At 54.6% G+C, this 14427-nt stretch carries 10 protein-coding genes; all 10 read left to right on the forward strand.

Annotated features, from left to right (window positions below; genetic code table 11):
• The first annotated feature begins 81 nt into the window (after positions 1 to 81).
• The 10 genes from FE782_RS19805 (at position 82) to FE782_RS19850 (ending at position 14427) form a co-directional block, all read left to right on the forward strand.
• Positions 82 to 1551, forward strand: coding sequence for a S41 family peptidase (locus FE782_RS19805; RefSeq protein WP_138195974.1), 1470 nt, complete (start codon positions 82 to 84; stop codon positions 1549 to 1551).
• Between the two features lie 102 nt (positions 1552 to 1653).
• Positions 1654 to 3000: a PDZ domain-containing protein gene (locus FE782_RS19810; protein WP_138195975.1), complete on the forward strand. Its 1347-nt coding sequence runs from the start codon at positions 1654 to 1656 to the stop codon at positions 2998 to 3000.
• A gap of 304 nt (positions 3001 to 3304) precedes the next feature.
• The gene (locus tag FE782_RS19815; RefSeq protein ID WP_138195976.1) at positions 3305 to 4189 is read left to right on the forward strand and encodes an ABC transporter permease; all 885 of its coding nucleotides are present in this window, start codon (positions 3305 to 3307) and stop codon (positions 4187 to 4189) included.
• A gap of 14 nt (positions 4190 to 4203) precedes the next feature.
• Positions 4204 to 5079 (forward strand): carbohydrate ABC transporter permease, encoded by an 876-nt coding sequence (locus FE782_RS19820; RefSeq protein ID WP_138195977.1) that lies wholly within the window; start codon positions 4204 to 4206, stop codon positions 5077 to 5079.
• Between the two features lie 53 nt (positions 5080 to 5132).
• The gene (locus FE782_RS19825; protein ID WP_138195978.1) at positions 5133 to 6662 is read left to right on the forward strand and encodes a type 2 periplasmic-binding domain-containing protein; all 1530 of its coding nucleotides are present in this window, start codon (positions 5133 to 5135) and stop codon (positions 6660 to 6662) included.
• Between the two features lie 145 nt (positions 6663 to 6807).
• A complete protein-coding gene (locus FE782_RS19830) occupies positions 6808 to 9093 on the forward strand; it encodes a helix-turn-helix domain-containing protein (protein ID WP_138195979.1) in 2286 nt (761 codons plus the stop codon).
• A gap of 39 nt (positions 9094 to 9132) precedes the next feature.
• Positions 9133 to 11718, forward strand: a complete 2586-nt coding sequence (locus tag FE782_RS19835) for a glycoside hydrolase family 2 protein (protein WP_158299472.1) — start codon at positions 9133 to 9135, stop codon at positions 11716 to 11718.
• Positions 11719 to 11854: 136 nt separating this feature from the next.
• On the forward strand, positions 11855 to 12325 hold the full coding sequence (locus FE782_RS19840) for a hypothetical protein (protein WP_138195981.1): 471 nt from the start codon (positions 11855 to 11857) through the stop codon (positions 12323 to 12325).
• A 52-nt stretch (positions 12326 to 12377) separates the two neighbouring features.
• A complete protein-coding gene (locus FE782_RS19845) occupies positions 12378 to 12725 on the forward strand; it encodes a hypothetical protein (RefSeq protein WP_138195982.1) in 348 nt (115 codons plus the stop codon).
• 490 nt (positions 12726 to 13215) lie between these two features.
• Positions 13216 to 14427: an S-layer homology domain-containing protein gene (locus FE782_RS19850; RefSeq protein WP_138195983.1), complete on the forward strand. Its 1212-nt coding sequence runs from the start codon at positions 13216 to 13218 to the stop codon at positions 14425 to 14427.

The following is a 14427-nucleotide window of genomic DNA, read 5'->3' on the forward strand; positions in this document are numbered from 1 at the left end:
TACAGGCCCTGCATATACTATTTGGAGTATATGGGCGGCGGCAAATCGCATGCGTCCGTTAGAAAAAGGTGGTGTGAACGCATGATGTTCAAAGGCCGTACGGTGCTTGCGTTCGTGCTGCTGGCGGTATTCGCCAGCAGCATTGTTACGCTTACGGTCGCGGGACCGTTGGATCACAGGGTCGTCGCCAGCTTGTCGCAGGCGATTACGGTGTCCGAGGAGGGCAGTCCGGAGGAGCGGGAAGGCGGCCTCAGCGAAGATGAGTTGTCGAAGCTGTCGGCCGTGTATAAGCTGCTCGAGCAGCGGTACGTCGAGGCGGTCGACCGCGACGCGCTGACGGAGGGCGCCTTGGACGGCTTGGTACAGGCGCTGGAGGATCCTTACTCGGAGTATTTGAACGCCGAGGAGGTTGCTTCCTTTTCCGAGCACATCAATTCCACGTTCACAGGCATCGGCGCCGAGGTGGCGCTGCAGGACGGGAAGATCGTCGTCGTGTCGCCGATTAAGAATTCTCCCGCGGAGCGCGCGGGGCTGATGGCGGGAGACGTCATCCTGTCCGTGAACGGCGAGTCGCTGCAGGGGCTGGACCTGACGAAGGCGGTCGAGAAAATTCGCGGTCCGAAGGGCACGCAGGCGAAGCTGCAGATTCAGCGGAAAGATTCCGCGTCGGTCATGGACATCATCGTCGTCCGAGACGATATCAGTCTGGAGACGGTGGAAGGCTCCATGCTGGAAGACGGCATCGGGCTGATCGGCATCCGCCAGTTCGCGGTGAACACGGGCGAGCGGTTCGCGGAGGAGCTGAAGAAGCTCGAGGACCAAGGGATGAAGGGTCTCGTCATCGACGTGCGCAACAATCCGGGCGGCGTCGTGCAAGCGGTGCAGTCGATCGCCGAAGCGTTCGTGCCGGAAGGCAAGACGATCATGCATCTCGAATACCGCGACGGGAAGCGCGAGAAGACGACGTCGAAGGGCAAAGGGAAGAACTACCCGATCGTCGTTCTGATCAACGAAGGCTCCGCGAGCGCGTCGGAAATTCTCGGCGCCGCCATTCAGGAGTCCGCGGGCGGCAAGCTCGTCGGGCAGACGACGTTCGGCAAGGGTCTGGTGCAGAGCACCGTGAAGCTGAACGACGGCAGCGGCGTGAAGCTGACGATCGCGAAGTGGCTGACGCCGGACGGCGACACGATTCACGAGACGGGCATCAAACCGGACATCGTCGTCGAGCAGCCGAAGCTGTTCGAGGCGGTCGCCATTCCGAAGGATAAGGAATTGACGTTCGATATGGCCGGCGACGAAGTGAAGAACGTGCAGTTGATTTTGGACGGACTCGGCTTCTCGCCGGGGCGGACCGACGGTTACTTCAGCGAGTCGACGAAGGCGGCGGTGGTCGCGTTCCAGAAGGACAACGACCTTCCGGAAAATGGAACCGTCGACGAAGCGACGGCGCTGAAGCTGGAAGAGCGGGTTATCCAGCGGTACTTGGACCCGGCGAACGACGAGCAGATGCATGCGGCGTTGGTACAAATCCAGAAGATGTTAAAGAAGTAGGCAGGAGAACCGGGCGAAATTGTCGAAAAGGAATGGGAAGGTCGAAGTCGGCCTTCCTTTTTTCTATTTTCATAAGCCTGATCAAGTAGGAGACACGAATCCATGGATGTGTTGAATGAATGGCTGCGGGCGTTCGGAACACTGTGGACGTCGCCGTTTTATTATTTGGCGCTGCTTTTTGTCGCATTGCACGCGAGGAAGCAGACCGTTATCGAGAGAAAACTGTTCTCCGTGAAGCTGCACTCTTGGTGGAGCGAGTGGTGGAGGATGCTGATATGGGGCGCGGCGGTCGGCGCAAGCGTGTCCGTCGTCTTCCTATTCCTGGGCGCTAAGCTCTCCGTCCCCGCCTTGCTCCTGTTGTGGGTGCTGGCGGTGCTGCTGTCCTTCGCGCGGGTGAGGTACTTCTGCTTCGCTTATGCCGCCGGAGTGCTCGGCTTGCTGCAGGCGGCCGTAGGCGGGATCGACGCCGCGACGCTGCCTCCGACCGCCGCCACGCTCGTATTCGAGGTGCAATCGGTGCATCTGCCGTCCGTGCTGACGCTCGTCGGCGTGCTCCATCTGGCCGAAGCGGCGCTCGTGTACAAGATGGCCGGCCGCCTGGCGACGCCGCTCTTCTTCGAGGGCAAGCGCGGCAAGACGGTCGGCGGCTATCAGCTGCAAGGCTTCTGGCCGGTGCCGCTGCTGCTGCTGACGCCGATGGCCGCGGGCGCAGGCATCGAAGGCGCGCTGCCTTGGCCGACGGTGTTCGGGGGCGACTTGGGTTCGGCCGGTTGGGGGGCGCTCGCCTTCCCGGTGTTGGTAGGATTCCACTCGCTCTCGCTTACGCGCCTGCCGCAGAGCAAAGCGCGCATGAGCGCCTTCCGGCTCGGGGCATACGGTCTTGCGGTAACGGCGCTCGGCATTGTCGTGTACTTCGTACCGACGTGGTGGGCGGCGGTGGCCGCGGCGCTTCTATGCTTCGGGCTGCACGAGCTGATCGTCGCGCTCGATCGACGGGGCGAGGCGCTCGCCAGTCCGTATTTCGTGCATGACGCGCGCGGGCTGAAGGTGCTGGCGGTCGTCCCGGGCTCGCCGGCGGCGGAGCTCGGCATCGAGCCGGGCCATGTGCTTCGCAAAGTGAACGGCATCCCGGTTCACGATCGAGCCGAGCTGCATGCGGCCATGCGGATGAACGCGGCGTTCATGAAGCTCGAGGTGCTGAATCATGCCGGAGAGAGCCGATTCATGCAGCGCGCGGTGTATGCCAACGAGCATCACCAGCTCGGGATCGTCTTGTGCCCGGACGAGCATGCGTTGTACGTCGTCGAATTCGAGGAAGGCGGGCTGTTTTCCTTCTTGAAGTCGCGCCGCTCGTCTTCCGGCGGGATGGCCGGGAACGGTGGGGGAGGCGAGCGATTGGCGCTGCCTGCGCCGTCGTCGCCGTCGTCGGAGACGACGCTGCGGATGTAAGTCCAGCACATTAGGAGCCCTCGCGGGCTCCTTTTTTACGTTCGGCCGATCGAAGAGAAGCTTCGATGAGCAGGTTCCGTACCGATCATTTTTTGACTCGTATCTCGGTTCGGCGTAAAGAAATGAACGGTTTAGATGCCGGAAAGCCCGCTACCCGGCGTTTTCAGCCTCGTCCGCGACTGTCAAATATTCAACCTTTCGGATCAGCGGCGGGTCGCGGTAAAGTACAACTGCAGCACGAACGAACGGAAGCGAGGGGGAGGAGACAATCGCAAAACCATACGCACCGAACTTAGGGAAGCGCATGATTCGATATCGATGGATGTATCTGTTAGCCGTTCCCGGGCTTCTGTACTTTTTGATATTCCAGTATGCGCCGATGTGGGGGATCCTGCTGGCGTTTCAGGACTACAATCCCTATAGAGGATTCTGGGGAAGCGAATGGGTCGGGTTTGAAAACTTCAGGACATTTTTTAGTTACGGTGATTTTTGGCCGCTGCTTCGGAACACATTAACCATTAGCGTGCTGAACCTGCTGTTGTCGTTTCCCGCACCTATTATTTTGGCGCTCATGATTAACGAGGTACGCACCGAAGCCTTCAAGAGAATTACGCAGACGGTTGTGTACTTGCCTCACTTCTTGTCGTGGGTCATCGTAGTCAGCTTTACCTTTTTATTTTTCTCCTTGGATATCGGCTTCGTGAATAAAGCGTTGGCGAGCGTCGGACTGGAGAAAATTCCGTTCTTATCGGACACGTTGTACTTCTACGGCCTGCTGGTAGGGCAGACGATCTGGAAGGAAGTCGGTTGGGGAACGATCATCTTCCTGGCCGCGATTGCAGGCGTCGATCCCCAGTTATATGAAGCGGCTACGGTAGACGGCGCCGGCAGACTGCGCAAAATCTGGCATGTGACGCTCCCTGCGATTCGTTCGACGATCGTTATTCTATTGATCCTGAGAACAGGCGATATTCTGAATGTAGGCTTCGAACAAATCTTGCTGATGCTGAACCCGATGGTGCAAAGCATCGGAGACGTCTTCGATACCTATGTGTATCGGCAGGGGATTCTCAGCGGGAATTTCAGCTATAGTATCGCAGTCGGTCTGTTCAAGTCGGTTGCGGGCTTGATCCTTGTAGCGGGAGCGAATTTCCTCTCCAAGAAGTTCGGGGAAGAAGGATTGTATTGATAAGGAGGAGGGCGATGAAACAAGGGAGATTGCAATACGGAGACATCATCAATTACATCGCTTTAACCTTGATTTCGTTATCCATGCTGTTTCCGTTTCTATACGTATTTTCTGTATCGCTGACGGATCCGGCCACCTATGTCCAAGGCGAATTTATCCTGCTTCCTAAAGAGTTTTCATTAGACTCTTATAAGTTCGTGCTCGGCACCGGTCAGCTATGGAATTCCGTCAAAGCCACGCTGTTTATTACCGTCGTCGGAACGGTGCTTAACTTGTTCGTCACGATGACCTTCGCATACGTGCTGACCAAGAATGACATGCCTGGCTGGAAGCTATTCACCTACATGGTGCTGTTCATGATGTTCTTTCATGCCGGCATGGTGCCGGGATACCTGCTGGTACGCGAGCTGGGTCTTATGAACTCGCTGTGGGCGTTAATTTTACCGGGTCTCACCAACCCATGGTCGCTGTTTGTCGTCCGGTCCTTCTACCGGAGCATCCCAAGCAGCTTGGAAGAAGCGGCTTATATCGACGGGGCGAATGACCTTACCATTTTCCAAAAAGTGATCTTGCCCTTGTCCAAGCCCGTGATCGCGGCGTTCTCCTTGTTCTTCGCTGTCGGGCTGTGGAACACCTATCTGTCGGGGATATTCTATATCCAAGATCCGAAGAAATGGCCGCTGCAGGTATTCCTCTCACAGATGATTATTGAATCGAACACGGACCTCGGGTCCTCGGCCAACTTCGATGATGTGCGGCAGGTGCAGCCCCCGTCGGAGACGATCAAGATGGCTTCGCTGGTGCTGGTGATGATTCCGATTCTGCTCGTGTATCCGTTCCTGCAGAAGCATTTCGCCAAAGGGGTATTGTTGGGGTCGGTGAAGGGGTAATCCCGGATCCGCCCCGGAAAATAAAAATAAGCCATTATAAGGGGGAAGAACGAATGAGCACGAAAAAAGTATCCGCAATCTTATTAGCTTCCACGCTTGTTCTTGTCACCGCTTGCAGCAGCAATGGGGGCACGCAATCGACAGCGCCGGCCGAAACACCGGCTGCCGAGACGCCGGCGCCGGAGAAGAAAGGGCCTACGTCCATCACCATGCTGACTGGAGTATGGGGCCAGCCTCCGGTGGATATCGAGAAGAGCGCCATCTTCAACAAGCTGGAAGAACTCACAAATACGGATTTGAACATTACGGTCGTTCCCGTGTCCAATTACGATCAAAACCTGAACCTGGTGATGGCGGCGAACGAGCTTCCGGAATTAGTCCATGCGTTCAATAGTAAGGCGCCGACGTTGGTGAAAGCGATTAATCAAGGGGCCTTCTACGATTTGAGCGAGTTCGATCTGTCGCAATACCCGAATCTGCAGCAGATTCCGGAGTTGATTTGGAATAACTCGAAGATTAACGGGAAAGTCTATGGCGTTCCGAGTCCTGTAGGATTGAACGCACAGGACTTCATGATTCGGAAGGACTGGATGGAGAAGCTGAATCTGAAAGAGCCGACGACGCTGGATGAGCTGAAAGAATTGCTGATTGCGTTCCGCGAAGGCGATCCGGACGGCAACGGCCAGAAGGACACGTTCGGTTTGGTCGGAAGGGGATACGGCCTGCTCGGCGCCTTCGGCGTTCAAGAGCCGCAGATCGAAGGGGATATGATGCTCTTGGAGTGGATGACTCCGGGGTATCGAGATTACCTGGTTTACTTGAATGAATTGTATGCGAAAGACGTCATGCCGAAAGAATATTTCTTGATGAAGGGCAGCGACACCAAGGATATGCTGACCAACGGCATCGCCGGTGCGCAGAGCGCGGGGCTGCACAACGCGGGCGAATTGACGGTAGAGGTTCAGAAGAAGGATCCGAATGCCAGCTTTATGCCTTTGAACCCGATACAAGGCCCGAATGGGTACACCGGAAAGACGCAATTAGGTTACTATGGCATGTGGTTGATTCCGACCAGCGTGGATAAAGCGAAGGTTCCCGACATCTTGGCTTACTTGGATCAAACGGCAACGGATGAAGTTAACAATCTGATGAACTTCGGCATTCAGGGCGTCCACTACGACAGCTTAGAAGGTCAGAAGGCGACAGCGTCGGATGCGCAGATCAAGCTGAAGGATGAAGAAGCGGGGCAAGGCACGATCGTGTTCGTAAATAAATATCGTCCGTACAACGACGTAACGAAGAACGGGTTTGCGGCCGAGCTGGAGGAACAGTTGATCGAAAGCATCGATAATCACATTGAGCTGTCTACTGCAAATCCGTTCGAGATTCTCATCTCCGATACGTTCTCGAGCCGTTACAACGACGTCTTCAAAGATTTGGACGCCACGATCATTAAAGTGACGACCGGGGCAATCAGCTTGGAGGAGTGGGATACATTCGTCGAGCAGATGAAGGCGAATCCGACCGTTCAACAAATGATGAAGGAATTTAAAGCGCAGTACGACTTGGCGAACCCGCAATAAGGCAGAAGAAAGACCGCGCCCAGCGGACGGGAGGGAGCCCTCGAGGACCATCGAGGCTTCCTCTTTCGCGCGTGTTCCGGAGGGGTGGAGGGGAGAACCGCTTCGAAATGCATTTTCGCGGCGTAAAGGATATCCTTAGTAAAGAATGAAACTACGCGCGGATAAGGTGAGAGTTATGCTTCGGAAGCTTCGACAACGATTGGAGACGCGAATCTCAAGACGGTATTTTTATAAATTAATTGGGCTGGGATTGGTATCCGTCGTCGTTCCGATCATGCTCATCTCCTTCTTCAGCTATCGGATTACCGTGAGCAATATGGAGGGGCAAAACGATCAGGCCCGGTTCGATATGTTGGGACAACTGCAATCCCGTGTCGACGAGCGGCTGGAGACCGCCCGGAATGCGTTGTATGCGCTAGTGTTCGATTCGGATATTACCCAGGCTGCGAATATGAATGGCGCGGCGATAGGTCCCCAACTGTTGATCGACGTCCAGGGGAAGCTGTCGACGCTGACTCAATCGATCCAAGACAGCTACGGTGTGTCTCTATACTTCGTAGACAGCGAAACGACGCTCTTCAACGATCGATACATTAAAAAATCGGATGCATCATGGGTGTCGGATTTTCCGAAGCATGGGCCGGTCGGGGAGTGGATGTATCAAACGGGAAGCGGCTTTCAGGTCGTTACGCACACAGTCGCCTTACCCGCCATGTCGGAAAGCCCGAAGGCGTATTTATCGATTCATCTTCATCAGAGGGCATTCGCCGGCATCTTGCGGGATATCGACTTTATCGAATCGGCAGACGTATATTTCTTAGACGTTACGTTCAAGCCGATCCTCGCTAGGACGCAAGGGGAAGTCGAAGGCGCCCAGACCGAGGCCGGTCTTGATTGGATCCGGGGCAACCCCCGTGTTTACGATATTCGTAACGATGCGAAAGCGGATTTATCTACCCAATACGTGCAGTCCGAACGCACAGGATGGTATACGGCGTTGATGGTTCCTTTAAGCAGCCAGTCCGCCTTTACCGCGGATATTGTCGGGATCACCGTCTTAGTCAGCCTCCTAGCCATCGGGGCCGGCGCGGTGTTGATCTATTTTAACTCGAAGCGTCTATATGCTCCGATTCGTCAATGGCTGCAAGATGAAAACTATACCCCTGAGGACCAGAAGAAGGACGAATGGGCGTGGCTCCGCTCCCGATGGAACAACCTGAAGGAAGATTTGCAGAGGAGCGCGCCGGAGTTAAGGGAAGCCTTCCTGATCTCGTTGCTTGGGGGGTATTATGCTCACGCCAAAGAAGAGGCGGAGGCGCTCATGAAGCGGCATCATCTACCCCATGACCATAAGTGCGTCGCGCTCGTCGTCGATCCCGGCGATTTCTCGAAATATCGGAGCTTCGAAGCGAAAGACGAAGCGTTGGTCCACATGGCCATCGCGAACATCTTCGAGGAGTTGATCTCCCACAGTTATTTGGAAGGGGACTCGTTCCATAGGCCGGAGGCGTACCAATCCGTACTCCTGGTGTACTTCCCTCGGGATATGAAGGACGAGCAAGCGCGCCAGATGGCGAAGCAGCTTGCGCAGTCGTTGATTCAGTCGATCGAAACGTATCTTAAATTTCCGATTACTCTTGGGTTGGGCGGCATTCGGCCGGTCATGCATGAGCTGCGCGAATCGTATTTGGAAGCGAAGGAAGCGCTGCAATACCGGATTATTCGCGAGGACGAACCGATCTTGGACTTCCATGAGGTCAAGCAAGACAGCGGCCGATTCGATTACCCGTTCGATATCAGCGAGCAGATCGTAAAGGATCTCCGCAGCGGAAACCGGGAAGAAGTGGAACGCGGATTTAACGTATTCGTCGATCTCATTCGCGCCTGCAACTATTCGGACGCGGTATATCGGAAAATTCTATTAATGCTTTACAGTGCTACAATTCAAGGATTTTATCAATATTCTAAGGAAGCGATGTCCGACTTAATCAACCAGAACGGGCATGAGATCATTCTGTCGGCCCAATTTCTTACCGAGATCGAGCAGTGGTTCCGGGACACCTGGTTTGCCTATTGCTTCGCAATCATCGATCACGAGAATGAAAGCAAAGGAAAGCAAGTGATTGATGCTGTTAAAAGCTATATATCGAGGACGCTGAATCAAGACCATTCCTTACAGCTGGTAGCGGAACAAGTCAACCTGAACCCGTCGTATCTCAGCCGCTTATTCCGCAAGGAGACCGGGCAAAATTTCGTGCAATACGTCGCGCAAATCAAGGTTGAAGAGGCGAAAAAACAGTTGGAGCAAACGGATGAGCCGATTTATCGCATTGCGGAACACGTCGGATACACGGAGCAGACCTTCCGCAGGGTGTTTAAGAACCTAACGAAGATGTCGCCGAACGAATATCGCACGAGCATCAGGAAATAATTCAAGACCGGCAGATAGGGTGTGGGAAAAGGGATGAGCATGGACATTTCGTTGCGAACGATGGAATGGAGGCTGAAGGGGTTTTGGCCTTGGGTGCCGATGCTGCGAAATAGTATGGAAACCGGTATGGAGCTGTTGGGAGTAACGGATTGGATCCCGGCTACGGTTCCAGGAGGCGTTCATTACGATCTCTTCCGGGCGGGCTTGATCGACAATCCGTATATCGATCGAAACAGCCTGCACTCCGAATGGGTGGAGAATCGATGGTGGGTATATAAAACCGAATTTCCGAAACCGGCATGTACCGGGGAAAAGGTAGAACTCGTATGCAAGGGCCTCGACTATGAAGCGTTCGTCTATATGAACGGGATTAGGCTCGGAGAGCATAGAGGGATGTATCATCCGGCCGTGTTCGACGTGACGGAGATTCTAACATCCAGGGACACCGTCGAGCTGATCATCGTGCTTGCGCATGCCCCCGACGAGATGGGGCAAATCGGCAAGACATCGATGACGTTCACGCAGAAGAGCCGGTTCAATTACAAGTGGGACTTCTCCACGCGGCTCGTCAATTTGGGGCTATGGGATGACGTCGTGCTGCGGGTTCACTCCTCGCACAGCATCGGTCCCGCTTATATCCGTACCGATGTGGAAGACGGGGAGGGCATCGTCTCGGTCTCGGCAAGCGTCGAGTCGAAGTCGGGGGGGCCGAATCGACCGGCCGCATGTACGGTGACGTTGACCACTCCACAGGGAGAGTTGATCGGACGGGAGACGGCGGCGGTGTCCGACGCTGTGGAGGTTCGTTTCCGGGTACCGTCCCCGGAGCTGTGGTATCCCAACGGCTTTGGCGATCAGCCCCTGTACGAGGTTCGCTTGACGTTGACGGACGGTGCCGCGACGTTGGACGAGAAGTCGTACAAGGTTGGGATTCGCAGCCTCCGGTATGAAAAGAACGAAGGCAGTCCGGAGGATGCGCTGCCTTACACCTTCGTCGTGAACGGAAAGAAGGTCTACATTAAAGGCGTAAATCTGACGCCTCTTGATCACCTGTACGGGAATATCGGTCTGAAGCGATACGACTGGATCGTTCGTTTGGCGAAGTTCGCGAACGTCAATATGATTCGCATCTGGGGCGGCGGCATCATCGAGAAGCCGGAGTTTTACGAACTATGCGACCGGTATGGAATCATGGTTTGGCAGGAGTTTATCCAGTCGAGCTCCGGCGTCGATAATATCCCTTCCAAGAGACCCGAGTTCCTCGAGCTGCTGGAGCGAACCGCCGTCGCGGCGCTGTGTGACCGCCGGAATTATACGTCCCTAACCGTTTGGAGCGGCGGCAACGAGCTGATGAGCGATGTCAGGGTCCCTTCGACCGCAGAGGACGAAAATTTGGCGATGCTGGGGCGCCTGGTCGAGACGCACGATCCGCAGCGGCTGTTCCTGCCGACATCGGCCTCGGGCCCGGTGGAGCATATCACCCGCAAGAAAGGCGTCAGCCATGACGTTCACGGGTGGTGGAAATACGAGGGCAATCCAAACCATTACGAGCTCTATGGGGAAGCCGACAATCTGTTTCACAGCGAGTTCGGCGTCGACGGGGCCAGCGCGACAAAGAGCTTGCGCAAGTTTCTAAGCAAGGAGCATCTGGCGCCGACCTCCATGGAGGACAGCTTGACTTGGCGCCATCGCGGCGAGTGGTGGGACACGTATGCCCGAAATCTGCGCATGTTCGGCTCCGTTTCTGATTTAGACACCTTCGTGGAGTGCAGCCAATGGATGCAGGCGGAGGGGCTGCGATTCATACTAGAGGCGAACCGGAGAAGGAAATTCCGCAATAGCGGAAGCATCATCTGGCAGCTGAATGAGCCATGGCCGAACATATCCTGTACGAACTTGGTCGATTACTACGGCGAGACGAAGATGGCTTATCACTTTGCTAGGAAGGCATTTTCGCCGGATCACGTCTCTTTGGACTACAGGAGACTGGATTATCGTCCCGGAGAGCGGTTCGAGGGAGGCGTCTATGTGCACCGCGCCGGGGGTTCGTCAGCGGTTTCGGTGACTGCCGAGGTGTTGGATGCGCGAGGGCGGGTGATTTACGAGAAACAGTATGAGGGTGTTACCAAGGAGGATCATGCGCTCGAGATCGGGGCTCTCGAGTTCGACGTTCCTCCCCTCGAAGAGGAGCTGTTCTTCGTCCGACTGAAGGGAAGGGCACAACGATCCGATGCTGAAGTCTCTTCGAACCTATATGTATTCTCCACGCGCGAGGAGGCTGTTTATGCGCCTGCATTGCAGTTGGACGGGGCACGTCTGGACGTGGGGGCGCTTGAGGAATGGAGCGGCGGCAAGGGCGCAGCCGAACGAACGCGCCGCTATCGGGTGGCGAACGAGGGAACTACTGTGGCATTGCATGTGTATCCAGAAGTGGCGGGCGATCGGTATTGGGCGGTGGCCGACGGTGCGTACGAGAGCTTATTCCCGGGCGATTCGGTCGTTATAACAGTCACTTGCATCGCCCGGGAAGGGGGACCGTTCGATTCGCTTGCGGAGTCGACGGAATCCGATATTCCCAGTGTTGCCTTTAAGAGCTTTCACGCACAACAACATGTGTTGATTTAAGGGCTTGTCTGTCTTCTATCGCTGTGATATATTGGGAAATAATGAAAACACTTTGTGCGATGGCAAAGCATGCCTCGACGGCCGGAAACGGCTGGTCGGGGCTTTTTTGCGTTTTCGCGAGGGAGGAACGGTTGGTATGGAGCGGTTGGATGCGGGGAAGGCGAAGAAGCTGGAGGCATACTTGAAGAAGTGCCGGAACGTACTGGAAGGCAAGGGTTGGGCCGATGGCCTGTCGTATGCGGCGGAGAACTTTTTGGAATCGGTATGGGGACCGATGTTCGACTATGATTTTCGGTATTTGCATTGCGGCTGTCCGTTGGACGGGAGGCGAGAGGTCGGATATGTGCAATACTTCTCGTATCTACGGAGGGACCGCAAGCCGATCGTCTTCGAGGTGTTGAATCACTATGCCGCCAGGCTGAACCTCTCTTTGGAGGAATACGAGTTGTTTTCGGAACAGAGCGAGGCTTTGGATTCGCTAGGGTATATGACCGTGCGGATCACGGACATTGAACTCGATTTCGCCCGGAAGTACGTCAGCGAACGCGTGGTTTGCGCCATAAGCTCGAGCAACCGTTGGGAAGCAGAGCGGGAATGGGCCATGTAGCGGCGGGAGGGTTGTGGTATACTATCATTACGAGTTTCGGGGGGTGTCGGTAATGGACGAGACGAACCAGCTCCTGACCGCGATCTTGGGAAGACTGGACGAAATGGGCGCGGACATTAAAAGCATCAAGAGCGACATTAAAGTGATGAAAGCGGACATTGATGTGTTGAAGTCGGATGTTGCCGTATTGAGAGCCGATGTTGACATATTAAAAGCGGACGTTGCCGTACTTAAGACGGATGTTGCCGTACTTAAGGCGGATGTTGCGGTAATGAAAGGCGACATCGCCGAAATCAAAGAGACGCAGACTCGGCATGAGCGGATCCTAGAACTGCTATCGATCAAGTCGATCGATCACGAGGCTTCGATTCGGGACATTCGGAAGTCGCACGATTCGTAAGAGGCTCAGGCCGTTCTCGTAACGTCGGGGCGGCCTTTTTTTCATTGGGAAGCTTCGCTGCCCCCATGTTCCAAGGGTTGAGTCCCCATTCAACTGTAAAAGTACATGTATTCTTGGGCAAAAACACTCGGTAGTTCACAATGCCTGCAAAAATGCAGGTATTTCGTTAGGGGACGTGTGGTAGAGGAGAAAATTACTGCAGAAACGCAGTTAAACGCTCAAAAGATGAATTTTGGCGTCTAAATAGCTGCATTTCAGCAGTTATTGCGCGGACGTCCCTTCCTAACCTACCGTTTCCGCGATCCCCATGCCCATTGGTTGCGGGATTTTTGAATCGAAGGATTGTCAACGACCGCATCAATTTATATAATAAGAGGAAATCATACCCAACGATATAAAAGCCGGAAGGACCGTGCTTACAGGGGCGAACCCCTTGTTTGCGGTCCTTTTTTTGTTCATTTTCGAGTGGGAATTCGAACGGGGGAGATCGATGATGAAGAAAATGTTAACTGCTGCGCTGCTGAGCTTGTCGCTTGTTGGGATTCTGTTCCCGGCATCGGGAACGGCGGCTGCGGAGCCCTTTTCCGATATTGCCGGTCATTGGGCAAAGGCAAATATTGAATCCGCGGTGAAGGCCGGGTTTGTAAGCGGGTACCCCGATGGAACCTTTAAGCCGGACGCGAATGTGTCGAGGGCTGAGTTCTTAGCGATTATGACACGAGCGTCCGAATTGAGCGATGCCGGGGCGGTTGAGCCGTTCGAGGATGTCGCCTCGACACATTGGGCCGTAGATGCGATTAATCGGGGGATCGGTATGGGATTCATCCATACTTCAGACTTCGGGAAGACGTTCGCCCCGGATCAGGCGCTCACTCGCGCGGAAATGGTGAAGTGGTTGGTCAGCGGCTTGGCGAAGGCGGACTCGAGCTTTGTTGACGCGCTGCGAGATACGAGGGAGACGATCTTGCCGTTTACAGAGTACTTCCCTGGGAAGTTTAAGGAGTCGGATATTCCGTACATTGCAGTGTCGCGCGGTACCGGGCTTGTCGGGGGCTTCCCGGATGGCTCCTTCGGCCCTGATCGGACAACGACGCGAGCAGAGGTTGTTGTGCTGCTTGAACGGTACCTAGGGGTGGAGGGGACGAAGGCGGATACGTATAGGGCGCTAAATGAACTCCGGGAGGTTGGTACGACCGGCACGAACTTAGCGACGATTGGGAACGTGGCGGGTGAGTTAAGATGGTTGAATGGATTTGATAGAAAAGAGTCCCCAGTATACACCTTATTTAATAAAAGTCTTGTGGTAAAGCGTGAATTAGGTGACGTGAAGGTGAATCGCTTCATTGTTATAGACCCAAGAATGACTAGTATTTACGTTAACATGTTCCTGGATGATCAAATGAAAGAATTTGGTATGTCCAGGGATGTCTATCAGTACTTTTCTGAGGTAACTGCTACATTCAATCGAGATGTAGACTCGAGTACGTTTGCGGAATCAATTTCTCTTGCCGGTTCCTCAGTGAGACATAATTTACCAAAGGTATATGGGTACATGGCCATTCATGCAAGCGAAGGGAATCCTATGTTGAAAAAAGGTGTTACGACTCGTTTTTGGAGTTCCCATACTATTACCTACGGACTTTCAATGAGTATTACGACCAGTGATAACAAAACAGGCGGATTTGTTATTGAGAAGGAGTAA

Source organism: Paenibacillus antri, from assembly GCF_005765165.1.
In the GTDB taxonomy this organism is placed as follows: Bacteria; Bacillota; Bacilli; order Paenibacillales; family YIM-B00363; genus Paenibacillus_AE; species Paenibacillus_AE antri.

Excerpts from the sequence above, each read along its gene's own strand:
- FE782_RS19850 (WP_138195983.1), top strand. The coding sequence starts at position 13,216 with ATGATGAAGAAAATGTTAACTGCTGCGCTGCTGAGCTTGTCGCTTGTT.
- FE782_RS19810 (WP_138195975.1), top strand. The coding sequence starts at position 1,654 with ATGGATGTGTTGAATGAATGGCTGCGGGCGTTCGGAACACTGTGGACG.
- FE782_RS19840 (WP_138195981.1), top strand. The coding sequence starts at position 11,855 with ATGGAGCGGTTGGATGCGGGGAAGGCGAAGAAGCTGGAGGCATACTTG.
- FE782_RS19835 (WP_158299472.1), top strand. The coding sequence starts at position 9,133 with ATGGACATTTCGTTGCGAACGATGGAATGGAGGCTGAAGGGGTTTTGG.
- FE782_RS19830 (WP_138195979.1), top strand. The coding sequence starts at position 6,808 with ATGAAACTACGCGCGGATAAGGTGAGAGTTATGCTTCGGAAGCTTCGA.
- FE782_RS19845 (WP_138195982.1), top strand. The coding sequence starts at position 12,378 with ATGGACGAGACGAACCAGCTCCTGACCGCGATCTTGGGAAGACTGGAC.
- FE782_RS19805 (WP_138195974.1), top strand. The coding sequence starts at position 82 with ATGATGTTCAAAGGCCGTACGGTGCTTGCGTTCGTGCTGCTGGCGGTA.
- FE782_RS19825 (WP_138195978.1), top strand. The coding sequence starts at position 5,133 with ATGAGCACGAAAAAAGTATCCGCAATCTTATTAGCTTCCACGCTTGTT.
- FE782_RS19815 (WP_138195976.1), top strand. The coding sequence starts at position 3,305 with ATGATTCGATATCGATGGATGTATCTGTTAGCCGTTCCCGGGCTTCTG.
- FE782_RS19820 (WP_138195977.1), top strand. The coding sequence starts at position 4,204 with ATGAAACAAGGGAGATTGCAATACGGAGACATCATCAATTACATCGCT.